Raw genomic sequence first — 25,805 nt, 5'->3', positions numbered from 1 at the left:
GAAAGCGCCGAACCGAGTTGATTCTGACTGTTGACTGTCTACTGACAATCTTCAATCCAAAAGGAATTGTCTCCGACGACCACAACCAAAGCTGCGGTCGCACGGGGTCAAAATAATTGGCATTGACAATGTGCACGCTGTTGAGTTCTCAAGGACCAGACGCACCCCCCACTCAGCACCACCACAGTGGTACCTCATCAGAGGGGCTGGAAGTTCGTTGCCGGGGAAGAACCGTGGCGGACAAGATCCCCAGGTGAACCCGGTGACCGTCTCGGCCGTTCCGTTCTCCGCCTCAGCGGCAACGAGTGATTACTCTACGCACGGCCCGACCACACCACCAACACCACCCACATCCCGGGCGTGTCGCACGGTCGGCACCTCGTGGCCCCGGCACGGCGAACGGCCCGCTCCCCTGTGGGAACGGGCCGTTCGGGTGTCGCGAGCGCTCAGTGGCGAGCGATGACCGGGTTCTTCAGCGAGCCGATCCCCTCGATGAGGACCTCCACCACCTCGCCGTCGCGGATGGCCCCGACCCCGGCCGGGGTACCCGTGAGGATGACGTCGCCGGGCAGGAGGGTCCAGATCGACGACACGAACTCGACCAGGGACGGGATGTCGTGCACCATCTCGCTGGTCGACGCCGCCTGGCGCAGCTCGCCGTCCACGCGGGTCTCGAGTCGGATGTCCGACGGGTCGATCTCGGTCTCGATGACCGGACCGAGCGGACAGAAGGTGTCGAAGCCCTTGGCTCGCGTCCACTGTCCGTCGCGGGCCTGCAGGTCGCGCGCAGTCACGTCGTTCGCGATCGTGTACCCGAGCACGACGCTCGCGAAGTCCTCGCGCCGGACGTTCTTGGCGAGCGAGCCGATCACGATGGCGAGCTCGCCCTCGTGGTCGACACGGCCGACCTCGGCCGGCAGACGGATGGGGTCGTCCGGACCGATGACCGCGGTGTTCGGCTTGAGGAAGACCACGGGGTCGTCCCCCGACCGCTCGTCCATCTCCGACGCGTGCTCGGCGTAGTTCAGGCCGACGCCGATCACCTTCGACCGAGGGATCACCGGTGCGAGGAGCTTGGCGTCGGCGAGCGGCACCCGCTCCCCCGTCGTCTCGAACCCCTGGTACATCGGGTCCCCCGCAAGGACGACCAGGTCACGCTCGTCGAGGATGCCGTACCGCGGGTCTTCACCCGTGCTGCTGAACCGTGCGATCTTCACTGTTCGACCCTACCGATCCGCGGCTCAGGCCGGGTCCGTCAGGCGCGTCATCCACCCGTGGGGGTCGGGACGACGGCCGTACTGGATGTCGGTCAGCTCCTGGCGGAGCGACATCGTCAGCTCGCCGGCACCGACGGTGGGCGACCCGATCGTGAAGCCCTCGCCGCGGAGCTCCGCGATCGGCGTGACCACCGCGGCCGTCCCGCAGGCGAACGCCTCGGTGATCGAGCCGTCGGCCACCCCGTCCCGCCACTCGTCGAGCGTCACCCGACGACGCTCCACCCGGAGCCCGCGGTCCTCGGCGAGCTGCAGGATCGAGTCGCGGGTGATGCCCTCGAGGATCGACTCCGAGTCCGGCGTGACGAGCGTGCCGTCCGACCGCACGAGCACGACGTTCATGCCGCCGAGCTCCTCGAGGTACCGGCCCTCCTCGGAGTCGAGGAACATCACCTGCTGGCAGCCCTGCTCGTAGGCCTCCTGCTGCGGGAGCAGGGACGCGGCGTAGTTCCCGCCGGTCTTCGCAGCCCCGGTCCCGCCACGTGCGGCACGGGCGTACTTCGTCGACAGCCAGATGCTCACGGGCTTCGGTCCGGACGTGAAGTACGCCCCGGCCGGGCTGGCGATGCAGTGGTACGCGACCTCCTGCGCGGCACGGACCCCGAGGAAGGACTCGGTCGCGATCATGAACGGACGCAGGTACAGGCTGGTCTCCGGCGCCGACGGCACCCAGTCCACGTCGGCGCGGACGAGCTGCCGGACCGACTCGACGAAGACCTCGAGCGGCAGCTCCGGGAGCGCGAGCCGACGGGCCGAGCGCTGGAAGCGGCGCGCGTTCGCGTCCGGCCGGAAGGACCACACCGACCCGTCCGCGCGGCGGTAGGCCTTCATGCCCTCGAAGATCTCCTGCGCGTAGTGGAACACGCTGGCGCTGGGGTCGAGGGTCAGCGGTCCGTACGGGTGGATCGATGCGCTGTGCCAGCCGGCTTCGAGCGACCACGCGACGGTGGCCATGTGGTCGGTGAAGTACTTGCCGAAGCCCGGGTCGGCGAGGATCTCCTCGCGCTCGGCCGCGGCCCGACGCTCGGGCGACGGCGTGTTCGCGAACTCGAGGGCGAAGTCGCCGTCGGTCTCGGTGTCGGTGCTGCTCATCGGGGTGACTCCTGTCAGGCGGTGGTGGTGCGTGCTGCGACCGCGGCGGCGATGGCGTCGCCGACCTCGGCCGTGCTGCGCGGCGTGGTGCCCCGGCTCGCGAGGTCGTCCTCGACCGCCTGTGTCACGGCCGCCGCCAGGTCTGCACGACCGAGGTGGTCGAGCAGCAGGGCGACGGACAGGACGGCGGCGGTCGGGTCGGCGACCTGCTGGCCTGCGATGTCCGGCGCGGAACCGTGGACCGGCTCGAACATGCTGGGGAAGGTGCCGTCCGGGTTGATGTTCCCCGAGGCCGCCAGACCGATGCCGCCGCTGATCGCGCCGGCCAGGTCGGTGATGATGTCCCCGAACAGGTTGTCGGTGACGATGACGTCGAACCGCCCGGGCTCGCGGACCATGTGGATCGTCACCGCGTCGACGTGCTGGTAGTCGACGGTCACGTCCGGGTGCTCCTCGGCGACCGCCGCGACCGTCCGCTGCCAGAGGGAACCCGCGTGCACGAGCACGTTGCTCTTGTGCACGAGGGTCAGGTGCTTCCGCGGGCGGCGGGAGGCGAGGTCGAAGGCGTACCGGACGACGCGCTCGACACCGTGTGCCGTGTTGAGGGACACCTCGGTGGCGATCTCGTGCGGCGTGCCGACGCGGATCGCGCCGCCGTTGCCGACGTACGGGCCCTCGGTGCCCTCGCGCACGACGACGAAGTCGACCGCACCCGGGTCGGCGAGCGGGCTCGCGACCGAGGAGTACACCGTCGTGGGGCGGAGGTTGACGTAGTGGTCGAACGCGAAGCGCAGCTTCAGCAGGAGTCCACGCTCGATGATCCCGCCCGCGAGTCGCGGGTCGCGCGGGTCACCGCCGACGGCGCCGAGCAGGATCGCGTCGTGCTCGGCGATGGCGGACATGTCGTCCTCGGTGAGGATGTCGCCCGTCTCGAGGTACCGGGCGGCACCGAGCGAGAAGGCGGTCTCCTGCACGTCGAGGTCGTCCGGCACCACCGCGTGCAGGACCTTCAGCGCTTCGTCCACCACCTCGGGCCCGATGCCGTCGCCCCGGACGACCGCCAGCTTGAGCGTCTGTGCCATGTCCCGGACCCCTACAGCGTGATGTCGATCTCGCGGAGCGAGGTCGCGTCGATGGTGGAGCGCACGTGCTCGAGGATCTCCGCGGGCACCGGCGAGTCGACCGTCAGGACGCTCAGCGCCTGCCCGCCGGCGGCCTCGCGCGAGATCTGCATCGCGGCGATGTTGATGCCGGCGTCGCCGAACTCCTTGCCGTAGACCGCGACGATGCCGGGGCGGTCGGTGTAGACCATCACGACGTGGTGCGCGTCGAGGGCGACCTCGACGTCGTGGCCGTTGATCTCCACGAGCTTCTCGACCTGCTTGGCACCGGTCAGCGTGCCGGACACGCTGATCGCGGGCCCGTCGGACTGGGCACCGCGGATCGTGAGGACGTTGCGGTACTCCGGGCTGTCGGCCTCGGTGATGAGCCGGACGCTCACGCCGCGCTGCTCCGCGATGAGCGGGGCGTTGACGTACGAGACCTGGTCGCTGACGACGTCGGTGAAGACGCCCTTGAGGGCTGCGAGCTTCAGCACGCTGACGTCGTACTGCGCGAGCTCGCCGTGCACCTCGACGTCGATGCTCGTCACCGGCGAGGTGGCCAGGCCGGTGAAGACCTGACCGAGCTTCTCCATGAGCGGGATCCCCGGGCGGACGTACGGGTCGATGACGCCGCCGGCGACGTTGACCGCGTCCGGCACGAGTTCGCCGCCGAGCGCGAGGCGCACGGACTTCGCGACGGAGACGCCGGCCTTCTCCTGGGCCTCGTCCGTCGAGGCGCCGAGGTGCGGCGTGACGACGACGTTCGGCAGCGCGAGCAGCGGCGAGTCCTTCGGCGGCTCGGACACGAAGACGTCGAGGCCGGCACCGGCGATCTCCCCGGACGTGAGCGCCCGGTGCAGGGCGTCCTCGTCGATCAGGCCGCCGCGCGCGACGTTCACGACGAACGCGGTCGGCTTCATGAGCGCGAACTGCTCGTCCGAGATCATGCCCACCGTCTCCGGCGTCTTCGGCATGTGGATCGTGGTGAAGTCCGCACGACGGAGGAGGTCCTCGAGCGACACCAGCTCGACCCCGAGCTGCTGGGCCCTGGCCGTCGTGACGTAGGGGTCGTACGCGATGACCGAGACGCCGAACGCCTGCAGGCGCTGCGTGATGAGCGCGCCGATGCGGCCGAGGCCGATGATGCCGACGGTCTTCTCGTAGAGCTCGACGCCCGTGTACGACGAACGCTTCCACGCGCCGGCCGCGAGCGACGCGTGGGCCGCGGGGATGTGGCGCGCGAGCGACAGGATGTGGCCGACCGTGAGCTCGGCGGCCGAGATGATGTTCGACGTCGGCGCGTTGACGACCATCACGCCGGCGGTGGTCGCCGCCTTGATGTCGACGTTGTCCAGGCCGACGCCCGCGCGGGCGACCACCTTGAGCTGCGGCGCCGCGGCGATGGCCTCGGCGTCGATCTTCGTTGCGGACCGCACCAGCACGGCGTGCGCGTCGGCGAGGGAGGACAGGAGCGCGGCACGGTCGGTACCGTCCACGTTCCGGATCTCGAAGTCGGGCCCGAGGGCGTCGACGGTGGCGGGCGAGAGTTCTTCGGCGATCAGGACGACCGGCTTCGGCACAGCTGCAGTTCCTCACACGAGACGGGCGGTATCCCACCATCGTATCGACGCGGGGACCCGGTTACGACCGCACCGTCGGTCCCCGACGGAACCACGCGCCGGTCCGGAGGCGCGGAGCCAGCGGGCACCGTGCCTCCCGACCGTGGGACGGTCGCGACGTGCGTCAGAAGTCGAGCAGGCGCGGCACGAACAGCTGGAGGTCGAGCCAGAGCGCGCCCGCCGCCGCGAACGCGACGACGAAGACACCGACCGTCACCGACAGCCGAGCCCGGCGCGTCGTCCAGAGGGCGACCACGAACGCGACGGGCGCGATCGCGATGTCGAGGACGAGCCAGCCCCAGGGGGTGCTGCGCTGCAGCGACGAACCACCGGAGGTCGTCTCGAGGAACGTGTTGAACGCGCGAACCGACTGCGAGACGGTGACGAGGTTCCCGACGCTCTGGACGGTCATGTAGGCGAACAGCGCGCCGAAGACCACCCAGACGACGATGCGGCCGACGAGCGGGGACGAGGTCCGGCGGGCTGCCGGTGTCGTGGCGGTCACCCGAAGCTCCTGGTCATGAGGAACGGCCAGGGGAAGAGCACGGCGGCTCCGAGCAGCATCCACAGCAGCCGCGTGCGGGTCCGACGACCACGACCGGCCCAGAGCACCACGGTGAACCACAGCGCGGGCGCGACGATCGACAGGAAGCGGAGGACCTCGACGAAGACGGTCAGCAGCGTGTCGACGTTCGCGACGTACGCGGTCGAGGCGGTGAGCAGCCACGCCACCGTGTAGAGCAGGTAGAGCCCGCCGAAGACCCCGAAGCCGACCAGGGCGCCGGAGGTCTCCGGGCGCTCCGGGTCGCGTCCGCCGTGGCCCTTCACCGTGACCGGGTTGTGGGCCGCGTCGACGTGGGTCGCGTCGTCCGCGTCGCCCCAGCTGAGGGCGTCGTCGTCGTGGTCGACCGAGCCGTCGGGCGGGGATGCTGCCGTGGTCATGGGGACGATTCTACGAGGGACCCGCGACGGCGGACACCACGAGGGACCGCTCAGACGTCGGCGGGCTGGGTCGCGAGGACCCCGGCGACGACGTCGCGCACCGCGGGGAACAGCGGGTGGCTCTCCACGAGCCCGGTCAGGATCTCGGTGAGTGCGTGCGCCGTCGCGCCGGAGCGGAGCAGGGCGTGCAGCTCGATCGACTCGGGGTCGTTCTCGTCGTCGAACGCCAGGGCGACCCGGACCGCTCCGAGCAGGTGCTCGACCGGGAGCCCGCGTTCGGCCAGCTGCGACGCCGGGCCGATGAAGCGCTCACGCCGTCCGAGCTTCCGCAGCGGGTTGCGCCCCACACGCGCCGTGGTGTCCGGCAGGAGCGGGTTCGCGATGCGGGTGAGGTTCGCAGCGACGTAGCGGGCGTGCTCGGCCGGGTCGAACCCGTGCTTGGCGACCAACAGCGCGGTCGTCTCGGCGAGGACCCCGTCGACCTCGGCGCGGACCTCGCGGTCCTCGAGGGCCTCGCGGATGAGTCGGATCCCGCGGACGAAGCCGTGGTACGCCGCGGTCGCGTGGGCGGTGTTCACCGTGTAGAGCTTCCGCTCGACGAACGGCTGCAGGTCGTCGACCCAGGTGACGCCGTCGATCTGCGGCGGCTCGGCGTCGGACGGAGCGAAGGGGGTGCGCTCGATGACCCACTCGTAGAACGGCTCGAGCACGACGTCGAGACCACCGGACTGTCCGAGCACCCCGGACTGGTCCGGGACGATGCGGTCGATCGCGCAGTTCGCGAAGACCGCCGCGACGTGACGGTCCTCGAGGATCGGGGCGCGTCGGATGCTGGCGTGCAGCGAGTCCGTCGCGTTGAAGGCGTTCTCGCAGGCCACGACCGTGACGTCGCCGCGCTCGGGCGCCCGTGCCGCGAGGCCCTCGGCGATGACGGGGGCGACGAGCGGCAGCGTGCGTGCACCGACGGCGGTCGTGACGACGTCGGCCTCGGCGATCGCCTGGACGACGCGCTCACGGTCGGTCTTGCTGCTGAGTGCACGGAAGCCGTACACGAGGTGTTCGACGGGCTGCTCGCCGACCTCGTGGACCACGAAGCGGCCGGCGTCGTTGAGCGCGGAGACCACGCGGTCGTCCACGTCGACGAAGGTGAGCTCGTAACCGCTCGCGACCAGGAACTGACCCACGAACCCGCGCCCGATCTTGCCGGCGCCGATGTGGACCGCTCGCTTCGTCACCGCCATCCGATGATCCTCCCACGTCGGAGGACCCGGTCGTGACCACTCCTCGCGACGCCGCGGAGCGGCATCGGCAGCACTGCAGGACGGGTCACGGAAGCGGAGCGCCCGGGTACGGGGACGCCACGGGGGCGCCAGGTGCTGGCGCTGGAGCTGGAGGGGTACAGGTGCATGTCGTTCGGGTCACGTCGCGAGGCGGCGGTGCGAACGCACCGCCGCCTCGGGAGTCGGGTGGTCGACCGCAGACTACCGCGCGGCCGAGCCGTCCACGTAGTCGGCGTCGTTCGACTTCCACGCGAACAGCGCGCGGAGCTCGCGGCCGGTGGCCTCGATCGGGTGGCCCTCGCCCTTCGCGCGGAGCTCCTTGAACTCCGGCGCGCCGGCGTCCTGGTCCTCGATGAAGCGCTTGGCGAAGGTGCCGTCCTGGATGTCGGACAGCACGGCCTTCATGTTCTCCTTGACCTCGGGCGAGATCACGCGGGGGCCGGAGACGTAGTCACCGAACTCGGCGGTGTCGGAGATCGACCAGCGCTGCTTGGTGAGGCCGCCCTCCCAGATGAGGTCGACGATGAGCTTGAGCTCGTGCAGGACCTCGAAGTAGGCGATCTGCGGCTGGTAGCCCGCCTCGACCAGGGTCTCGAAGCCGTACTGGATGAGCTGCGACGTGCCACCGCAGAGGACGGCCTGCTCACCGAACAGGTCGGTCTCGGTCTCCTCGGTGAAGGTCGTCTTGATGCCGCCGGAACGCAGGCCGCCGATGGCCTTGGCGTACGACCAGGCGAGGTCCCAGGCGCTGCCGGAGGCGTCGACCTCGACGGCGACGATCACGGGCACACCACGGCCGGCCTCGTACTCGCGACGGACGGTGTGCCCCGGGCCCTTCGGCGCGACGAGCGCGACGTCGACGCCCTCGGGGGCCTCGATGTAGCCGTAGCGGATGTTGAAGCCGTGGCCGAAGACGAGCGTCGCGCCGTCCTTCAGGTTCGGCTCGATGTCCTCGGCGTAGACGATGCGCTGCACCTGGTCCGGCGCGAGGATCACGACGACGTCGGCGTTCTTCGTCGCCTCGGCCGGGGTGAGGACCTGGAAGCCCGCCTCGGTCGCCTTGTCGCGGCTCTTCGAGCCCTCCTTGAGGCCGATGACGACCTCGACGCCGGAGTCACGGAGGTTGAGCGCGTGGGCGTGGCCCTGCGAGCCGTAGCCGATGACGGCGACCTTCTTGCCCTGGATGAGCGTCAGGTCGGCGTCGGCGTCGTACACGATGTCAGTCACGAGGGTGTGTCTCCTTGGTTCTGGTGGCTTGTGGTGTGCGGACGGGAGGCGCGTGGCGGGACCGCCCCGCGCCTCCCGCCCGGAAGCGGGGTGTGCTCAGCGCACGCGGTCGGTGATGCTCTTCGGCCCACGGCCCATGCCGAGCAGACCGGCGCGGGCGAGTTCCTTGACGCCGTAGGGCTCGAGGACGCGGAGGATCGCCTGGATCTTGCCCGGGTCGCCGGTCACCTCGACGATGAGCGAGTCGGTCGCCACGTCGACGACCTGCGCGCGGAAGAGGTTCACGGCCTCGAGCACGGCCGAGCGGGTCTGGTTGTCGACGCGGACCTTCACGAGCATGTGCTCGCGCTGCACCGACTGGGAGAAGTCGAGCTCGACGATCTTGATGACGTTGACGAGCTTGTTGAGCTGCTTCGTCACCTGCTCCAGCGGCAGGTCCTCGACGTCGACGACGACCGTGATCCGGGACAGGCCCTCGACCTCGGTGCCGCCCACGGCGAGCGACTCGATGTTGAAGCCGCGCCGGGCGAACAGCCCCGCGACGCGCGTCAGCAGACCCGGCTTGTCCTCGACGAGGAGGGAGAGGACGTGGCTCATGCGGTTTCTCCCGTCATGTCGGCGTCCTCGTCGTCCCAGGTCGGGGCGAGGGCCTGGGCGTACTCGATGGACGAGTTGCTGACCCCCTGCGGGACCATGGGCCAGACCATCGAGTCGCGGCTGACCACGAAGTCGATCACCACGGGGCGGTCGTTCGTCTCGAGGGCGAGCTGGATGGCGGCGTCGACCTCGTCCGCCTTCTCGACGCGGATGCCGAGGGCACCGTAGGCGTCGGCGAGCTTCACGAAGTCCGGGACGCGGCGCGTGCCGTGACCGGTCTGCAGGTCGGTGAAGGAGTGTCGGCCGTCGTAGAACAGCGTCTGCCACTGCCGCACCATGCCGAGCGAGGAGTTGTTGATGACCGCGACCTTGATCGGGATGTCGTTGATGACGCAGGTCGCGAGCTCCTGGTTCGTCATCTGGAAGCAACCGTCGCCGTCGATCGCCCAGACCACGCGGTCCGGCTGGGCGACCTTCGCGCCCATCGCCGCGGGGACCGAGTAGCCCATGGTGCCGGCGCCACCCGAGTTCAGCCAGGCGTTCGGCCGCTCGTACCGGATGAACTGCGCGGACCACATCTGGTGCTGCCCGACCCCGGAGGCGAACACGCCCTCGGGACCGGTGAGCTCACCGATGCGCTTGATGATCGCCTGCGGCGCGAGCAGCCCGTCGGTCGGCTCCGCGTACCCGAGCGGGAAGTCCTGCCGGAGCTGGTCGAGCTTCGCCCACCAGGCGCTCGTGTCCGCCCGGTCGGCGGAGACGTCGTCCCAGGCGTCGAGGAGGTCGACGAGGACCTCGCGGGCGTCGCCGACGATCGGCACGTCGGCGAAGCGGATCTTCGAGATCTCCGCGGGGTCGATGTCGACGTGCACGACCTTGGCGTGCGGCGCGAACTCGTCAGCCTTGCCCGTCACACGGTCGTCGAAGCGCGCACCGAGGGCGACGATGAGGTCGCTCTCCTGCAGGCCGAGCACCGCGGGCACCGTGCCGTGCATGCCCGGCATGCCGAGGTGCTGCTGGTGCGAGTCCGGGAAGGCGCCACGGGCCATGAGGGTCGTGACGACCGGCGCACCGGTGGCCTCGGCGAAGCGCAGGAGCTCGGCCGACGCACCGGAGCGGACGACGCCGCCGCCGACGTACAGCACCGGACGCTCGGCCTCGGCCAGCAGCTGGGCCGCGGCCGTGATCTGCTTGCCGTGCGCCTTCGTGACCGGACGGTAGCCGGGCAGGTCGATCTTCGGCGGCCAGACGTACGGCGCCGACTTCTGCTGGGCGTCCTTCGTGATGTCGACGAGCACCGGGCCCGGACGACCCGTCGTGGCGATCTGGTGGGCCGCGGCGAGCGTCGCCGGCACGTCGGCCGGGTCGGTCACGAGGAACGAGTGCTTCGTGATCGGCATCGTGATGCCGACGATGTCGGCCTCCTGGAAGGCGTCGGTGCCCATCAGGGTCGAGAACACCTGCCCGGTGATCGCGATGAACGGCACCGAGTCCATGTAGGCGTCGGCGATCGCCGTGACGAGGTTCGTCGCACCGGGGCCGGACGTCGCGATGGCGACACCGACCTTGCCGGACGAGGAGGCGTACCCCTCGGCGGCGTGGCCGGCACCCTGCTCGTGGCGCACGAGGACGTGGCGGATGGTCGTCGACGCCATGAGCTCGTCGTAGAACGGGATGATCGCGCCGCCGGGCAGGCCGAAGACGTCGGTGATCCCGAGGTGCTCGAGCGTCCGCAGGACGGCTCCCGAGCCGGTCAGGATCTCGGGCGACCGCCGCGTACCGGCGGCCGCGGACAGCGGAGTGGCTTCCGTGGGCATGAGGTGGTCCTTGCCTGGAGGGATGGCGGTTCGAACGTGTCGACGCTAGCCCGTGACCGCGCCCTTGGCGGCGGACTGGACGAGCTTCGCGAACTTCGCGAGGACTCCGCGGGTGTAGCGCGGGGGCAGCGGGGCCCAGCCTTCTCGGCGGGCCTCCAGCTCGGCGTCGTCGACCAGTAGGTCGAGCGAGCGAGCCGCGATGTCGACACGGATGCGGTCGCCATCGCGCACGAATGCCACTGGACCTGCGTCCACGGCTTCCGGTGCGATGTGGCCGATGCACAGGCCGGTTGTGCCGCCTGAGAATCGTCCGTCCGTCAACAGTAGTACATCCTTGCCCAGGCCCGCGCCCTTGATGGCAGCGGTGATGGCGAGCATCTCGCGCATGCCGGGGCCGCCCTTCGGGCCCTCGTAGCGGATGACCACCACGTCGCCCTTCTGGATCCGTCCCTCGGTCAGGGCGTCCATGGCGGCGCGCTCGCGGTCGAACACCCGCGCCGGGCCCTCGAACACGGCGGCGTCGAAGCCGGCGGTCTTCACGACGGCACCCTCGGGCGCGAACGAGCCCTTGAGGATCGTCAGGCCACCGGTGGTGTGGATCGGGTTGTCGAGCTTCCGGAAGACCTCGCCGTCGAGCTCCGGCGGGTCGATCTCGGCCAGGTTCTCGGCGAGGGTCTTGCCGGTGACGGTCATGACGTCGCCGTGCAGCAGACCGGCCTCGAGCAGCGCCTTCATGATCACCGGGATGCCGCCGTTGCGGTCGACGTCGACCATGACGTACTTGCCGAACGGCTTCATGTCCGCCAGGTGCGGCACCTTCGAGCCGATGCGGTTGAAGTCGTCGAGGCTCAGCTCGACCTCGGCCTCGTGCGCGATCGCGAGCAGGTGCAGCACGACGTTGGTCGAGCCTCCCAGCGCCATCGCGACGGCGATGGCGTTCTCGAACGCCTCCTTCGTCAGGATCTGGCGGGCGGTGAGCCCGAGGCGCAGCATGTTGACGACCGCCTCGCCGGAGCGATGGGCGTAGTAGTCACGGCGACGGTCGGCGCTCGGCGGGGCCGCGGACCCGGGCAGCGACATGCCGAGGGCCTCGGCCACGCTCGCCATCGTGTTCGCGGTGTACATCCCGCCGCAGGCGCCCTCGCCCGGGACGATCGCGCACTCGATCTCCTTGAGCTCGGCCTCGGTCATGGTGCCGGCCTTGCACGCACCGACGCCCTCGAAGGAGTCGATGATCGTGACCTCCTTGAAGGAGCCGTCGGCCTGCTTCACGTAGCCCGGCATGACCGAACCCGCGTAGAGGAAGACGCTCGCGAGGTCCAGACGCGCGGCGGCCATGAGCATGCCGGGGAGCGACTTGTCGCAGCCGGCGAGCAGCACGGTGCCGTCGAGGCGCTCGGCGTTGACGACCGTCTCGACGCTGTCGGCGATGACCTCGCGTGAGACGAGCGAGAAGTGCATGCCCTCGTGGCCCATCGAGATGCCGTCGGAGACGGAGATGGTGCCGAACTGCAGCGGGTACCCGCCGCCGGAGTGCACGCCCTCCTTCGCGCCCTGGGCGAGGCGGTCGAGCGAGAGGTTGCAGGGGGTGATCTCGTTCCAGGACGAGGCGATCCCGATCTGCGGCTTGTCCCAGTCGGCGTCGCCCATGCCGACGGCGCGGAGCATGCCACGCGAGGTGGTCGCTTCGATCCCGTCGGTGACGACCCGGCTGCGCGGCTTCACGTCGATGTCAGGCATGGAGGCAGTCTAGGACCAGTTGGGATACCACCCGGACACCGTTGCGCGGACGGGAGGCGCGGGGCCGGGTCGTCAGCGCGTCGCGCGCAGGCGTCCGAGCTGCTTCAGGACGTCGGTGAGCGCCGCGGGGTCGGCCACGCGGTGGGCGGCGAGCGTGTCGCCCTCCCCCACCTTCACGCCGACGTCGCCGTCGCGGAGCACCCGGAAGGCGTCCTCGTCGGTGACGTCGTCGCCGGCGAAGAACACCGCGTCGGCGCCGCGGAGCCCGCGCAGTCGATCGATCGCGTCGCCCTTCGTGACGTGCCGGACGGCGAACTCGACGATGTCCTTGCCGCCGCGCTCCAGCACGTCCGGGTCTGCTGCGTGCGCCGCCTCGTGCGCCGCCGCGTTCGCCGCGGCCGCGTCCTCGACGCTCGCCCGCCGGGTGTGCACGCCGTGGCCTGCCGGCTTGTGCTCGATCACGACGTCGGGGAACCGTGCACCGACCTCGTCGAGGGCAGCGCCGACCCGTTCGACCCGCGCGAGCTCGTCGTCGCTCAGCGCGGCCTCGTCGTGGCCGTCCACGCGCCACTCGACACCGTGCGACCCGACGAGCGCCATGCCGTCGGGTGCGTGCGACACCCGGGCGAGCCCCTCGAGCGGACGCCCGGAGACGAGCACGACCTCGGTGTCGCGGGCGCGCTGCAGGGTGAGCACCGCGGCCCAGGAGCCGGGGAGCGCCCCGACCCGTGCGGGGTCGTCGGCGAAGGGTGCGAGCGTGCCGTCGAAGTCGAGGGCGACGAGCAGTCGCGGCGCAGCCGCGAGCGTCTCGAGGGCCGCCGCCAGGACGGCCGGGTCGGTGGAGACCTCAGGCACCCCGTGCCTCCCGGGTGTCCTCGGCGGCACGCGCCTTCTGCGCGTCCTGGTCGAAGATCGACATCCCGTCGTCCTCCGCCTCGCGGTGCCGCTCGCCGCCGTCGTCGGACGGGTCGATCCGCGACCCGCGCGGGGCGTGCCGGTCGAGCGCCTCGAGGAACGAGCGGGACCACCGGGCCACGTCGTTGTCGCGGACGCGCTTGCGGAGCGCGCGCATGCGCGTGGAGCGCTCGCGGCGGGGCATCTCGATGGCGCGCTGGATCGAGTCCTTCAGCGCGCCGATGTCGTGCGGGTTGACGATGACGGCCTGCTTGAGCTCGTCGGCGGCACCCGCGAACTCGGACAGGATGAGCACGCCGTCGTTGTCGAACCGGGCGGCCACGTACTCCTTCGCGACCAGGTTCATGCCGTCGCGCAGGGCGGTGACGAGCATGATGTCGGCGGCCAGGTAGAGCGCCACCATCTCCTCGCGCGGGTACCCGTGGTGCAGGTACGCGATCGGCTGGTGGCCGATGACCCCGAGGTCGCCGTTGATGCGGCCGACGGTGAGCTCGATCTCGTCACGCAGCGTCGCGTAGGTGTCGACCCGCTCGCGGCTCGGGCTCGCGACCTGCACGAGGGTGGCGTCCTCGACCGCGATCCGGCCGTCCTCGACGAGCTCGCCGAACGCCTTGATCCGGTGCCGGATGCCCTTCGTGTAGTCGAGCCGGTCGACGCCGAGCAGCACGGTCTTCGGGTTGCCGAGGCTCTCGCGGATCTCCCGCGCGCGCTCCTGCACCTCGGGCCGGCGGGCGATCTCCTCGAAGCTCTCGGCATCGATGGAGATCGGGAAGTGCCGTGCCTCGACGTGCCGCACGGTGATGCCCTTGCGGCTCCGCGGGGCCGCCGGGTCGTCCACGGGGACGTCGATGGTCGACCCCTTGGTGGTGTAGCCCTTGATGTGCCGGACCGCGCGGAGGAAGTCGCTCGCGTCGTCCTGGCGCTGGAAGCCGATCACGTCGGCACCGAGCAGCCCGTCGAGGATCTGCGCGCGCCAGGGCAGCTGCGCGTAGATGCCTACCGGCGGGAACGGGATGTGGTTGAAGAAGCCGATCGTCAGGTCGGGGCGGCGCTCCCGCAGCAGCGCCGGCAGGAGCTGCAGCTGGTAGTCCTGCACCCACACGATGCCGTCCTGCTCGACGATCTCGGCGATCTGGTCGGCGAAGCGCTCGTTGACGCGTCGGTACGCGATCCACCAGTCGCGGTGGTAGCTCGGGTGCTCGATGACGTCGTGGTAGAGCGGCCACAGCGTGTCGTTGCTGAACCCCTCGTAGTACTCCTCGACGTCGGCGGCGCTGAGCGGCACCGGCACGATGTGGATGCCCTCGTTGTCGAACGGTGCGACCTCGACGTCCGGCTGGCCGACCCACCCGACCCAGGCGCCGTCGTTGGCGCGCATGACCGGTTCGAGCGCCGTCACCAGCCCGCCGGGCGAGTGCCGCCACCCCTCGTTGCCGTCCTCGTCGACGACGCGGTCCACCGGGAGGCGGTTCGAGGCGACGACGAAGGCGTAGCGGTCCGGGTCGGTGTCTGCTGCCATGGGGTGCTGGTGTCTCCGTTCCCTCCGGCCGGTGCGCCGGGATCGAGGCCGACGGTACCAGCGGAGGGGCGGCCGGCTCTCGGTGCGCCGTCACTAGGCTCGTCGCCATGGTCATGACACGGGCGTGGCGGGACGGCACCGCGGTGGAGCGGGACTTCCCCGTCGAACGGGTGTCGGACCTGCTGGAGCGCGACGACGGCACCTTCGTGTGGGTGGACCACGTCGACCCGGACCCCGGTGACCTGGACCAGCTCGAGGACGAGCTCGGGGTGCACGCGCTCGCGGTCGAGGACGCCCTCGAGCACGGGCAGCGGCCGAAGCTCGACCGCTACCGGGACAGCCTGTTCCTGGTCGTCTACGACGTCGACGGCCTCGACGCCGAGGGCGAGCTCGTCACGCACGAGGTGAAGGCCTTCGTCACGCACCGGGCGCTCGTGACCATCCACGGCCCCGACGTCGACCTCGGCGCCGTCGAACGGCGGCTGGAGGCGAACGCCGACCTGGCCGACCGCGGGGTGCCCTGGCTCGTCTGGGGACTCCTCGACGCCGTCGTCGACCACGCCACGAAGGCCGTCGAGGACATCGAGGCACGCATCGACGACCTCGAGGACGACCTGTTCGAGCACGGGGACCCGCGCGAGCAGCAGGTCCAGCGCCGGTCCTTCCGGCTGCGGAAGGCGCTCGGCGTGCTCCGGCGGCAGGTCGTGCCCACGCGCGACAGCGTCGGGTCCCTGCTGCACGGCGACGCCGAGACGATCGCCGACGGCATCCGCCCGTACCTCCGTGACGTCGAGGACCACCTCGTGACGATCGCGGACTCGGTCGAGCAGCTCCGCGACGCGGTGTCGAGCGTCCTCGACACGAACCTGAACCTGGCGTCGAACCGGCAGAACACCGTGATGAAGAAGGTGACGAGCTGGGCGGCGATCATCGCGATCCCGACCGCCATCACCGGGTTCTTCGGGCAGAACGTGACGTTCCCCGGGGAGGGGCACTGGAGCGGACTGGCCGCGTCGGTGTCGCTGATCGTCGCGACGTCGCTCGTGCTCTACCGCGTGTTCAAGAGCAAGGACTGGCTGTAGCCGGCCGCCTCAGAGCTGCAGCGCGAGCACACCGGCGACGACGGTGAGCGGCGCGACCACGCACCCCAGCGCCATGTAGCGTCCCCACGACAGGTGCACGCCCTCGGCCGACAGCCGTGCGTGCCACAGCAGCGTCGCGAGCGAGGCCCACGGCGTGATGAGGCACCCCGCGTTCACGCCGACCAGGAGCGCCGCGTAGCGCAGCGCCTCGTGGCCGGCGGCCGGCTCGAGCACCAGGTACGCGGGCAGGTTGTCGATCGCGTTCGCCGCGACCCCGCCGGCACCGCCGAGCAGCAGGAGCGACCCGGTGTCGGTGCCACCGGACAGCGCCTGCACGATCGGGTCGGTGAGCCCCGTGGCGTGCAGGGTCTCGACGACGACGAACAGCCCGGCCGCGAAGACGAGCGTCGCCCAGGGGACGCGGGACGGCCGGAGCTCGGACGGCGCGCGGAACGCGGCGACGACGACGAGCAGCGCCGCCGCGACGAGCGCCGCGACCCAGACCGTCACGCCGGCGGTCAGCGCGACCACGAGCAGGACGAGCACCACCGAGGCCGCCCAGAAGAACAGCGGGTCGCGCGGCCGTCGCACGTCGACCGGCGTGTACCGGCCGAAGAGCTTCCCGCGGAACACCACGAGGAGCACCGCGCACGGCACGACGACCCCGGCGAGCGCCGCCCACACCATGAGGCCGGCGAACGGGATCGGGCCGTCGAGGCCGATCCCGTCGACGGCGAGCAGGTTCGTCAGGTTCGACACCGGCAGCAGGAGCGACGCCGTGTTGGCGAGCCACACGGTCGTGAGCGCGAAGGGCATCGGCGGCAGCCCGACGCGACGCGCGAGCGTGATGACGATCGGGGTGAGGAGCACCGCCGTGGTGTCGATGCTCAGGAAGACCGTGCAGACCACCGCGAGCACGACGACGGCCGCCCAGAGGCCGATCGTGCGCCCGCCGCCGACCCGGGCCGCCAGGTCGGCGAGCCGGTCGAAGACCCCGGCGTCGGCCGCGAGCTCCGACACGATCGTCAGCCCGAGCACGAACGCGAGCACCGGGACGACCCGGTCGGCCAGCGCGCCGAGGTCCGAGAGGGGCAGCAGCCCGAGCGCGACGCAGACGGCGCCCACGACGAGCAGCACTCCCCCGATGACGGCCTGGCGCACGGTGTCTCCTCGCTCTGCGGACCGGCAGGGCGACCGGCGGCGCTCCAATGTAGCGGCCGGTAGCGTGGCGGGGACGACCAGGAGGAGGAACCCGTGCGGAAGTTCATGTTCAGCGGTGCGGTGTGGAGTTCGATCATCAGCGGCTACAGCGTCGTGCAGACCACCCGGCAGGGGCCGCGCGACTGGCGCCTGGCCCTCACGTGGATCGCGTGGCTCGCGACGACGATCGTCGCGCTCGGCACGGTCGTCGAGGACGACCGAGCCGTCAAGGCGCGCCAGCGCTAGGACGCACGTCGCGGTCACGACGGTGACCGGACGACGGACGGGAGGCGCGGTACCCACCGGTACCGCGCCTCCCGTCCGTCGTCCCGTGGCGTCGCGACCTGCGGACGCCCGTGCGGTCAGCGCAGGCTGTCAGGGCGTGCGGTCAGCGCTCGGGCGGGACCTCGTCCGGACGGATGTCGGACGTCTGGATCGGACCGGTGAACAGCGCGGTGCGCTCGTCGCCCTCGCGGAAGAGCGCAGCGTCCTGCTCCTCGGTGCGGGCGCGGCGCTCGCCGACGCGCTCGGTGCCCTGCGTGACCTGCACCCGCTGACGGGGCAGGGCGTCGGGGTGCTCGCGCTGCACCCACTCGACCATCTCCTCGCGGACGTAGCAGCGCAGGTCGAACAGGCCGCCGGCGTCCGGAGCGGACACCAGGATGCGGACCCGCACGAGCCCGCTCACCGCGTCGGTGACCTGGAGCACCTTGGTCCGACCGTCCCAGATCGTCGAGGTCGACAGGATGCGGTCGAGCTCCCCGCGCATCTCGGTCGGACTGATCCGCCAGTCGAGGTCGAACTCGACCGCGCCCAGCAGCTCGCTGCCGGTGCGGGTCCAGTTCTCGAACGGCGTGGACGTGAAGTAGGTCGACGGGAGCACGAACCGGCGGTCGTCCCACAGGTGCACGACGACGTAGGTCAGGGTGATCTCCTCGATGCGCCCCCACTGCTGCTCGACCACGACGACGTCGTCGACGCGGATCGACCCGGAGAACGCGAGCTGCATGCCGGCGAACACGTTGCCGAGGGTGGACTGCGCCGCGAGACCCGCGACGACGGAGATGAGTCCGGCCGAGGCCAGGACGCTCGCGCCCGCGGCCTCGACCCCGGGGAAGGTCAGCAGGATCGCGCCGACCGCGATGATGACGAGCACGGCGACCGTGAGTCGGCGGATGATGAGGACCTGGGTGCGGATGCGCCGTGCCACCCGGTTGTCGGGGACGTCGACGCGGTAGCGGTGCAGGCCGAGGTCCTCGAGGAAGATGGCGATCTGGCACGCCAGCCAGCAGCCGACGGCGATGGTGGCGATGAGGAAGGCGTGCGAGACCTCGTCGCGCCACGGGTAGGTGTCCTCGTCGTGCGGGATGCTCGTCGTGAAGGCCGTCCAGAGCAGCGCGATGAGCAGGATCGACCGCGCGGGGTGCTTGGTGCGCCGGGACAGGACCGCGGCCCAGCGTTCCCGGCGGGCGATGGTCCGGAGCACGAGGTGCAGGACGAGCGCTGCGGCGGCCGTCACGAGCAGGGCGATCCCGATCGCGACGAGGAGTCGGAGGAGGGTGTCCATCCGTCCATGCTGTCGGACCGGCGTCGGTGGGCGTTCAGCGTCGGCACACCTGTGGTGTCGTTCAGGGTGGGCTCCCGTTCCACCCCGGGCCGTCCACGCATGTAGGTTGGCGCGCATGACAGCGCAGAACGACACGGGTGTTGCGAAGCCCGCGAACGACTTCTCGCACGAGCAGGAGGGCTACCAGCACGGTCTGAAGCCCCGGCAACTGCAGATGATCGCGATCGGTGGAGCCATCGGCACCGGGCTCTTCCTCGGCGCGGGTGGACGCCTGAACACCGCCGGCCCCGCGCTGGCGGTCACCTACCTGATCGCCGGCGTCTTCGCGTTCTTCATCCTGCGCGCGCTCGGCGAGCTCGTCCTGCACCGCCCGTCCTCCGGGTCGTTCATCTCCTACGCCCGCGAGTTCTACGGCGAGAAGTTCGCCTACGCAGCCGGGTGGATGTACTTCCTGAACTGGGCGATGACCTCGATCGTGGACACGACCGCCGTCGCGCTGTACCTCCACTACTGGAGTGCGTTCACCGCGGCACCGCAGTGGCTCCTCGCACTCATCGCCCTCGTCGTCGTGCTCGCCGCCAACATGGTCGCCGTCAAGGTGTTCGGCGAGCTCGAGTTCTGGTTCGCGCTCATCAAGGTCGCCGCACTCGTCGCGTTCCTCGTGATCGCCCTCGTCTGGCTGATCTTCGCCTTCCCGGTGGAGACCGGCGGCGAGGCGGTCCGCACGGGCTTCTCGATCTGGGCCGACAACGGCGGACTCATCCCGAACGGCGTGCTGCCGGCGGTGCTCGTCGTCCAGGGCGTCGTGTTCGCCTACGCCGCCATCGAGCTCGTCGGCACCGCGTCCGGCGAGACCCAGGACACCGAGAAGGTCATCCCCCGCGCCATCAACTCCGTCGTCTTCCGCATCGCGGTCTTCTACGTCGGGTCGGTCGTCCTGCTCTCCCTCCTCCTGCCGTACACGTCGTACAAGGACGGGCAGAGCCCCTTCGTGACGTTCTTCTCGTCGCTCGGCAACCCGCAGGTCGGCGTCGTCGCTGGGTCGATCATGAACTTCGTGGTGCTCACCGCGGCGCTCTCGTCGCTGAACGCGGGGCTGTACTCCACCGGCCGCGCGCTGCACTCGATGGGCATGAACGGCTCCGCGCCGAAGTGGACCACGAAGATGTCGAAGGGCGGTGTGCCGTACGCCGGCATCCTGCTCACCGCGGCGTTCACCGTCGCGGGCGTCGCCCTCAACTACTTCGTGCCGGCGCAGGCGTTCGAGATCGCGCTGAACGTCGCGAGCCTCGGCATCATCACCGCGTGGGGCACGATCATCCTCTGCCAGATGAAGCTGCGGCAGTGGGCGAAGCAGGGGCTCGCGAAGGAGCCGTCGTTCAAGCTGCCCGGCGCTCCGGTCACCTCGTGGTTGACGCTCGCGTTCCTGGCGTCGGTGGTCGTGCTCATGGCGATCGACTACCCCGTCGGCACGTACACGATCGCCTCGCTCGTGGTCATCATCCCGCTGCTGATCGTCGGCTGGTTCCTGCAGCGCGACCGCATCCTCCGCATCGCCGCGCTCCGCGAGGGTGTGACCGGGCCGTTCCCGATCGGTGTGCGCGACCCCGCGAACCAGGTCCGCCGCGACGGACAGGACGGGTCGGGCAGCTCCCGCGGCTGATCGCGCCTCCCGGACAGGGTCCGGTGCGCGCCGGTACGATCGGCGCGTGCCGGACCCTTCTGTCTCCCCCACGCTCGACCTCCAACTCACCTGGCGTGGCACCTTCGGGCGGATCCGGGTCTACGACGACACCGTCCGCGCGGAGACGAGCTTCGAGCGCGACGCACTGACGCAGGTGCCGACTGACCTGATCACCGGGTGGCGCATCGAGCCGTGCGACTTCGACGCGGTGTGCGTGGAGTTCGTCTGCGAGGACGAGACGTTCCGCGTGCTGCTCGACACCGGCGACGAGCGGGTGGCGCGGCTCGGGCTCGAGCGGGCGCTCGGGGCGCCGCTGCCGCCGGCTTCCTGAGCCGTCCGGGTCGCTCGCCGCGCGCGAGACGCCGGCGGCGGCGCGAGACGCCGGCTTCAGCGCGAGACGCTTGCATCAGTTCGAGACGCCTGCGTTCGTGCGAGACACCGCAGGCGCCGCGAGACGCCGCCGGATACAGCGGCGTCTCGCCGGCACGGCGGCGTCTCGCCGGCACGGCGGCGTCTCGCCGGGACGGCGGCGTCTCGCCGGCACAGCGGCGGCTCGGCGGGACGGCGGCGGCTCACGGGCGCGTGGTGACCACGGACGGACGGGAGGCGCGGTACCAGCCGGCACCGCGCCTCCCGTCCGTCAGGTGGCCAGGCGGACGGCGTCAGACCAGCAGCAGGATGCCCGCGACCACGGCGGCGAGGGCGATCGCGAAGGCGATGAGCAGCAGCACCAGGTGCACCGTGTAGAACGTCGTCGGCTTGCCGGCCGCGTCGCGCGCCCGGCTGTCCTTCGCGACCCGCTGGAAGAAGCGCGGCCAGGTCACGAGGTTGAACACGGCGGCGAGGAACAGGACGATGGCGGCGAAGACGGTCACCCGACGAGTCTAGACAGCGACGCGATCCCGGCTCGTGACCGGAGCGTGAGCCCGGGGGTGCTCGGCCGCCCCCAACGCGGCCGAGACCTCCCCGGCGTGCCGACGACGAGGGACCCCGCCGTGTAGCACGTGCTACAGACCCTACACGGAAGCACGCGGCAACGTCGAGCGCCGCTCGGGAACGTGATCCGACCGATGCAGACGAGCAGGACTCAGACGGAGTCGCGAGCAGGCGCGAGCGCTTCGTCGAGCGCGGACTCCGCCTCGGCGAGCACGATGCGCTCGTCGGCGTCCAGCGGTCGGCGCGAGCGGCGGGCACCGTCGTTGATCTCCACGATGGTCCGGCTGAGCCGCGTCGCGGTGTCCTCGGTCGCCGGGTAGGCGTTGTCGGTACCGATGCGGGCGTGCAGCGGCTCGAGGGCGGCCAGGGCGGCGTCCAGGCGGCGCGCACGGCGTCGACGGGAGAGCTGGTGGCCGATGACCAGCAGCAGCATCCCCGAGGCCATGCAGAGCACCGCGCCGGGCGTCGTGACGTCGTACGGCGGGGTGAGCGCGCGGGTGACGTCGAGGCGACCGACCACGTGTGCGACGTCCATCACGGCGACGACGACCATCCGCACGACACCGAGGACCCCGCCGAGCACGATCACCCACAGCCCGACCAGGTCCGCCGCCGTCCGGGCCTCCCGCAGGCGCATGATGCAGATCACACCGGTGGCGCCGACCGCGGTGCCGAGGTAGGTCGTCTGCGCGATCGAGTAGACGGCCGCGGCGGGCTGGTGCCCCGCGACGAGCATGAACGTCGTCGTGGTCGGCGGCTGGTCGAGCGCGAGGAACGCCGCCACGACCACCACCACGACGACCACGAACGCGACGATGATGGCGGTCCGCAGCCACCGCCACGCTGCGCCGACGGCCTTCGCGACGCCCCAGAGGAGCGTGCTCGTCCCGGCGATCATCAGGCAGTCGCTGACGACCGTGACGACGTTGCGGCCACCGACGAGCGGGTCGAGCCAGCGGTACAGCGGATCGACGTTCGTGACGATCGTCGCGGTGAACAGCAGGAACGTCACCGCGAGCGTCCGGTCCTGCCCCCGCTGCAGTCGGAACAGCACCACCGTCCCGACGACGAGGACCACCGCCATCGTGACGGAGACGATCACCCGAAGACCCCGCGGAAGGCGCTCGGACGACCTCGGTTCGACCGGATGAGGGCGGCGAGGCGGTCGGCGAAGAGCTCGGCCTCGTGCTCGTAGGTGTTCGAGAACAGCCCGCGCGCGAGTGCTCGCTCCACCTTGTACTCGGGGACGTCCGGGATCACGTCGCGCACGTAGGCCGACTGTGCCGCGTGCTCCGAGTGCCGGTGCAGCACGTGCCCGAGCTCGTGGCCGATGACGAACGACCGGAACGTCGCCGAGTTCGTCGGGGAGATCATCACGAGGTGCTGGTGCTCGAGCGTCGCCACGAACCCGCAGACCGGCTCGGCGCTGAGGAACGACTCCTCGCGCACGACGACCGGCTTGCCGACGTGGTCGGCGGCAGCGGCGACGGCCTGGTCGATGTCCGACCAGCCCTCGGCTGCCCCGCGGGCCCAGAAGGCCTCGACCGAGGGGTCCGTCACGCCACACCCCCTCGTGCCGACTCCTCCTCGAGCACCTGGGCGATGCGCCGCAGGGCCTCGGGTGAGAGCTCCCCCGGGAACGTCCGCGCGGCGAAGCCGCTCACCCGTGCCGACCGCAGGGCACGGACGAGCGCGATCTGGGCGCCGATCCGTTCGGGCACGGCACTGTCCTCGAGCAGGAAGCGTTCGTCGACCTCGAAGAACCCGGCGAGCAGGCGCAGGAGGTCGGTGTCCCGGTTGCGTCGGCCGTCGCCGGAGAGCATGTACGTCCACTTGGCGCGGGAGAGCGAACCGCCCTGCGCCGCGACGTACTCCTCGATCGCCGCGAAGGGCACGGGAGCGCCGCGCTGCGACTCCTCGAAGTCGAGCAACAGGTTGAGTCGACGAGCGAGCTCGGCAGCGTCGAGCGCGCCGCCCCTGGGATCCACGGTCGTCATGTCGATCGGACTCCTCCCCAGTCGTCGGCTGTGCACGCCATGGTAGCGCGGGCCGCCGACGGCGCGCGGCTACCCTCGAGCACGTGCCCCGCCACTTCCCGTCGACCATCGCCGGCACCGTCGAGCACGAGATCGTCGTCACGAGGTCGCGGTTCGTCACCACGGTCGTCCCCGTCAGCGGGGTCGAGGACGCGGAGCGCGCCGTCGCCGAGGTCCGCCGCCGGTACTGGGACGCCCGGCACAACTGCTCCGCGATGGTCACGGGGGTGCTCGGCGACCAGGCACGGTCCTCCGACGACGGGGAGCCGTCCGGGACCGCCGGGGTCCCCATGCTCGAGGTCCTGCGTCGCCGCGACCTGACCGACGTGGTCGCCGTCGTGACCCGGTACTTCGGTGGGGTGAAGCTCGGTGCGGGCGGACTCGTCCGCGCGTACTCGACCTCGGTGTCCGAGACGCTGGACCGCGCCACGACGCTGCAGCGCGTCGAGCTGACCCGCGTCGACGTCACCGCGCCCCACGCGGACGCCGGCCGCATCGACAACGTGCTGCGGCAGTGGGTGCAGCAGCACGGAGCGACCTTCGACCCACCGACCTACGGCAGCACCGTCGGGTTCACGCTCTGGGTCCCCGAGGACGCGCTCGACGTCCTGCGAGCCGAGCTCGCGGCGGCGACGGGCGGTGCCCTCGCACCCCTCGTCGGCGGGACGCGCGTGGTCGACCTCCCGACCACCTGAGGCCGCCCCGGGGCGGACTCGAGAGCACGTCCGAGATCCTGGTCGCGGATCTGCGCCCCGACTGCAGTCCGCGCGTGTCGCCCTCCGGGGCCACCGACCGGACCGTCCCGGGGAACGAAGAAGGCCCGGTCGGAGTGATCCGACCGGGCCTTGCGGTGCGCCCCCTCGGACTTGAACCGAGAACCCACTGATTAAGAGTCAGTTGCTCTGCCAATTGAGCTAGAGGCGCATGGTGTTCAGTTGTCTGTCGCTCTCGCACTTCCGTGCTGCAACGGGAAACAACATTAGCATGACTTTCGCGTGCCCACGACCACTCGGGCGCCGCGACCGAACAGGAGCACCATGACCGACCGTCTCGCAGCCGGCGACACCGCCCCCGACTTCACCCTCCCGGACCAGGACGGCGCGCAGCACAGCCTCGCGGACCTGCGGGGTCGCAAGGTGATCGTGTACTTCTACCCGGCGGCGTCGACCCCCGGCTGCACGACCGAGGCCTGCGACTTCCGCGACAACATGTCGTCGCTCCAGGCAGCCGGCTACGAGGTCCTGGGCATCTCGAAGGACGAGCCCGCGAAGCTCAAGACCTTCCAGCACGAGCAGGCGCTGACCTTCCCGCTCCTCAGCGACCCGGACCTGGCGGTGCACCGGGCGTACGCCGCGTGGGGCGAGAAGAACAACTACGGGAAGATCGTCACCGGCACGATCCGGTCGACGGTCGTCGTCGACGAGGACGGCGTCGTGCAGCTGCCGCTCTACAACGTGAAGGCGACCGGGCACGTGGCGAGCCTGCGGAAGAAGCTCGGCCTGGTCTGAGACCCGGCCACGTCACGGACGGGAGGCGCGCTGCCAGCTGGCAGCGCGCCTCCCGTGCGTCGGCACGTCCCGTTGAGCGGGGCGCGCTCTCGTCCGTCCCGGGGTCGCGGCTACTCGTCGCGAGCGTCGCGCGGGACGAGCCACCCCGTCACGGCACGCGAGAGCACCAGGGTGAGCCCGAGCAGCGCGGGGATCAGGAGGGCCCAGCCGACCCAGGCGACCCGGAACACGCCCTGGAACGCACCGATGGCCAGGGCGCCCTGCATCACCTGCCACACGAGGATGCCGGCGCGGACCCACGCCCGACGGTTGCGCAGCCCGACGACCAGCGAGACCAGCCACAGCGCGGCGACCGCGCAGAGCAGGGTGAGCGCGACGGCCGAGGCGATGCTCGACGACGGGGCGACGATCGACTCCACGAGCAGCACGACGGTCGTGACGACGAGCGCGAGGGCCTCGAGCCCCACCACGACGAGCAGGGTCGTGACGGCCGGCGGGCGGCCCGGGACGTGGTCCGGAGCGGTCGGGGTGGTGTCGGGCACAGCAAGCCTCCAGCATCGGGACCCTTGATTTGGTCATCCCAGTATGGAACGATATTCGAGGTCGTTTGGACGGCACGATGTGGTGTGCGTCTCCCGCGGTTCGACGCTTCTCCCCCGAGCGTCCA

Annotated in this window: 26 protein-coding genes and 1 tRNA gene; 6 read left to right on the top strand and 21 right to left on the bottom strand. The window is 70.8% G+C overall.

The genetic code is table 11. The features are described 5' to 3' along the window. Window positions 1-446 precede the first annotated feature (446 nt). The 13 genes from JOD95_RS12680 to otsA all read right to left on the bottom strand — a co-directional run bounded on the left by JOD95_RS12680 (window position 447) and on the right by otsA (window position 15,125). Window positions 447-1,217: a fumarylacetoacetate hydrolase family protein gene (locus tag JOD95_RS12680; RefSeq protein ID WP_066654901.1), complete on the bottom strand. Its 771-nt coding sequence runs from the start codon at window positions 1,215-1,217 to the stop codon at window positions 447-449. A 24-nt stretch (window positions 1,218-1,241) separates the two neighbouring features. Then, on the bottom strand, window positions 1,242-2,366 hold the full coding sequence (locus JOD95_RS12675) for a branched-chain amino acid aminotransferase (protein WP_209685243.1): 1,125 nt from the start codon (window positions 2,364-2,366) through the stop codon (window positions 1,242-1,244). A 14-nt stretch (window positions 2,367-2,380) separates the two neighbouring features. Continuing rightward, on the bottom strand, window positions 2,381-3,448 hold the full coding sequence (locus JOD95_RS12670) for a 3-isopropylmalate dehydrogenase (protein ID WP_209685241.1): 1,068 nt from the start codon (window positions 3,446-3,448) through the stop codon (window positions 2,381-2,383). Between the two features lie 11 nt (window positions 3,449-3,459). Continuing rightward, on the bottom strand, window positions 3,460-5,049 hold the full coding sequence (serA, locus tag JOD95_RS12665; RefSeq protein ID WP_209685239.1) for a phosphoglycerate dehydrogenase: 1,590 nt from the start codon (window positions 5,047-5,049) through the stop codon (window positions 3,460-3,462). Between the two features lie 163 nt (window positions 5,050-5,212). Beyond that, window positions 5,213-5,593, bottom strand: a complete 381-nt coding sequence (locus JOD95_RS12660; protein ID WP_066654913.1) for a hypothetical protein — start codon at window positions 5,591-5,593, stop codon at window positions 5,213-5,215. Beyond that, window positions 5,590-6,030, bottom strand: coding sequence for a hypothetical protein (locus JOD95_RS12655; RefSeq protein WP_066654915.1), 441 nt, complete (start codon window positions 6,028-6,030; stop codon window positions 5,590-5,592). The genes JOD95_RS12660 and JOD95_RS12655 overlap by 4 nt, the downstream gene beginning before the upstream one ends. 50 nt (window positions 6,031-6,080) lie before the next feature. Further along, complete coding sequence (locus JOD95_RS12650) at window positions 6,081-7,271, bottom strand: mannitol-1-phosphate 5-dehydrogenase (protein WP_066654917.1); 1,191 nt, start codon at window positions 7,269-7,271, stop codon at window positions 6,081-6,083. Between the two features lie 240 nt (window positions 7,272-7,511). Then, the gene (ilvC, locus tag JOD95_RS12645; RefSeq protein ID WP_209685237.1) at window positions 7,512-8,537 is read right to left on the bottom strand and encodes a ketol-acid reductoisomerase; all 1,026 of its coding nucleotides are present in this window, start codon (window positions 8,535-8,537) and stop codon (window positions 7,512-7,514) included. 96 nt (window positions 8,538-8,633) lie between these two features. Beyond that, entirely contained in the window at window positions 8,634-9,134 is a 501-nt protein-coding gene (gene ilvN / locus JOD95_RS12640) for an acetolactate synthase small subunit (protein WP_066654921.1), read from the bottom strand. After that, window positions 9,131-10,951 (bottom strand): acetolactate synthase large subunit, encoded by a 1,821-nt coding sequence (locus JOD95_RS12635; protein ID WP_209685235.1) that lies wholly within the window; start codon window positions 10,949-10,951, stop codon window positions 9,131-9,133. The genes ilvN and JOD95_RS12635 overlap by 4 nt, the downstream gene beginning before the upstream one ends. 45 nt (window positions 10,952-10,996) lie before the next feature. Then, window positions 10,997-12,691 (bottom strand): dihydroxy-acid dehydratase, encoded by a 1,695-nt coding sequence (ilvD, locus tag JOD95_RS12630; protein ID WP_066654925.1) that lies wholly within the window; start codon window positions 12,689-12,691, stop codon window positions 10,997-10,999. A 72-nt stretch (window positions 12,692-12,763) separates the two neighbouring features. Next, window positions 12,764-13,546: a trehalose-phosphatase gene (gene otsB / locus JOD95_RS12625; RefSeq protein WP_066654927.1), complete on the bottom strand. Its 783-nt coding sequence runs from the start codon at window positions 13,544-13,546 to the stop codon at window positions 12,764-12,766. Then, window positions 13,539-15,125, bottom strand: coding sequence for an alpha,alpha-trehalose-phosphate synthase (UDP-forming) (gene otsA, locus JOD95_RS12620; protein WP_209685233.1), 1,587 nt, complete (start codon window positions 15,123-15,125; stop codon window positions 13,539-13,541). The genes otsB and otsA overlap by 8 nt, the downstream gene beginning before the upstream one ends. A 107-nt stretch (window positions 15,126-15,232) precedes the next feature. Between otsA and JOD95_RS12615 the strand changes: the two genes are divergently transcribed. Next, window positions 15,233-16,207: a magnesium transporter CorA family protein gene (locus JOD95_RS12615; protein ID WP_066654931.1), complete on the top strand. Its 975-nt coding sequence runs from the start codon at window positions 15,233-15,235 to the stop codon at window positions 16,205-16,207. A 9-nt stretch (window positions 16,208-16,216) separates the two neighbouring features. Here the strand turns inward: JOD95_RS12615 and JOD95_RS12610 are convergent, their stop codons facing one another. After that, complete coding sequence (locus tag JOD95_RS12610) at window positions 16,217-17,368, bottom strand: SLC13 family permease (RefSeq protein ID WP_066654936.1); 1,152 nt, start codon at window positions 17,366-17,368, stop codon at window positions 16,217-16,219. A 93-nt stretch (window positions 17,369-17,461) separates the two neighbouring features. Between JOD95_RS12610 and JOD95_RS12605 the strand changes: the two genes are divergently transcribed. Beyond that, window positions 17,462-17,653 carry a hypothetical protein gene (locus JOD95_RS12605; RefSeq protein ID WP_058728987.1) on the top strand — a complete coding sequence of 64 codons (192 nt, stop codon included), beginning with the start codon at window positions 17,462-17,464 and terminating at the stop codon, window positions 17,651-17,653. Between the two features lie 142 nt (window positions 17,654-17,795). On the opposite strand, the gene JOD95_RS12600 is transcribed toward JOD95_RS12605, so the two are convergent. After that, a complete protein-coding gene (locus JOD95_RS12600) occupies window positions 17,796-18,974 on the bottom strand; it encodes a mechanosensitive ion channel family protein (protein WP_066654941.1) in 1,179 nt (392 codons plus the stop codon). Between the two features lie 115 nt (window positions 18,975-19,089). On the opposite strand from JOD95_RS12600, the gene JOD95_RS12595 reads away from it, so the two are divergent. Both JOD95_RS12595 and JOD95_RS12590 read left to right on the top strand, forming a co-directional pair. Next, a complete protein-coding gene (locus JOD95_RS12595; RefSeq protein WP_066654943.1) occupies window positions 19,090-20,637 on the top strand; it encodes an amino acid permease in 1,548 nt (515 codons plus the stop codon). A gap of 46 nt (window positions 20,638-20,683) precedes the next feature. Next, the gene (locus JOD95_RS12590; RefSeq protein ID WP_066654944.1) at window positions 20,684-20,989 is read left to right on the top strand and encodes a hypothetical protein; all 306 of its coding nucleotides are present in this window, start codon (window positions 20,684-20,686) and stop codon (window positions 20,987-20,989) included. Window positions 20,990-21,320: 331 nt separating this feature from the next. Here the strand turns inward: JOD95_RS12590 and JOD95_RS12585 are convergent, their stop codons facing one another. From JOD95_RS12585 to JOD95_RS12570, 4 genes are all read right to left on the bottom strand, one after another. Continuing rightward, complete coding sequence (locus JOD95_RS12585; RefSeq protein WP_066654946.1) at window positions 21,321-21,533, bottom strand: SCO4848 family membrane protein; 213 nt, start codon at window positions 21,531-21,533, stop codon at window positions 21,321-21,323. 212 nt (window positions 21,534-21,745) lie between these two features. Then, the gene (locus JOD95_RS12580) at window positions 21,746-22,696 is read right to left on the bottom strand and encodes a hypothetical protein (protein ID WP_066654950.1); all 951 of its coding nucleotides are present in this window, start codon (window positions 22,694-22,696) and stop codon (window positions 21,746-21,748) included. After that, on the bottom strand, window positions 22,693-23,154 hold the full coding sequence (locus JOD95_RS16450; RefSeq protein ID WP_066654952.1) for an ImmA/IrrE family metallo-endopeptidase: 462 nt from the start codon (window positions 23,152-23,154) through the stop codon (window positions 22,693-22,695). The genes JOD95_RS12580 and JOD95_RS16450 overlap by 4 nt, the downstream gene beginning before the upstream one ends. Continuing rightward, a complete protein-coding gene (locus JOD95_RS12570) occupies window positions 23,151-23,591 on the bottom strand; it encodes a hypothetical protein (RefSeq protein WP_066654954.1) in 441 nt (146 codons plus the stop codon). Before JOD95_RS12570 ends, JOD95_RS16450 begins: the two co-directional genes overlap by 4 nt. Window positions 23,592-23,674: 83 nt before the next feature. Here JOD95_RS12570 and JOD95_RS12565 point away from each other — a divergent pair, with 83 nt between their 5' ends. Further along, window positions 23,675-24,325, top strand: coding sequence for a YigZ family protein (locus JOD95_RS12565; protein ID WP_209685232.1), 651 nt, complete (start codon window positions 23,675-23,677; stop codon window positions 24,323-24,325). Window positions 24,326-24,481: 156 nt separating this feature from the next. Here JOD95_RS12565 and JOD95_RS12560 read toward each other — a convergent pair. Next, window positions 24,482-24,554 (bottom strand) — tRNA-Lys (locus JOD95_RS12560). Between the two features lie 113 nt (window positions 24,555-24,667). On the opposite strand from JOD95_RS12560, the gene bcp reads away from it, so the two are divergent. Then, the gene (gene bcp, locus JOD95_RS12555; protein WP_066654958.1) at window positions 24,668-25,138 is read left to right on the top strand and encodes a thioredoxin-dependent thiol peroxidase; all 471 of its coding nucleotides are present in this window, start codon (window positions 24,668-24,670) and stop codon (window positions 25,136-25,138) included. 110 nt (window positions 25,139-25,248) lie between these two features. On the opposite strand, the gene JOD95_RS12550 is transcribed toward bcp, so the two are convergent. After that, on the bottom strand, window positions 25,249-25,680 hold the full coding sequence (locus tag JOD95_RS12550; protein ID WP_066654959.1) for a hypothetical protein: 432 nt from the start codon (window positions 25,678-25,680) through the stop codon (window positions 25,249-25,251). Window positions 25,681-25,805 lie beyond the last annotated feature (125 nt).

Origin of the sequence: Curtobacterium sp. 1310, assembly GCF_017834105.1 — a bacterium.
Lineage (GTDB): Bacteria > Actinomycetota > Actinomycetes > Actinomycetales > Microbacteriaceae > Curtobacterium.
This window is presented reverse-complemented; position numbering and strand designations above follow the sequence as displayed.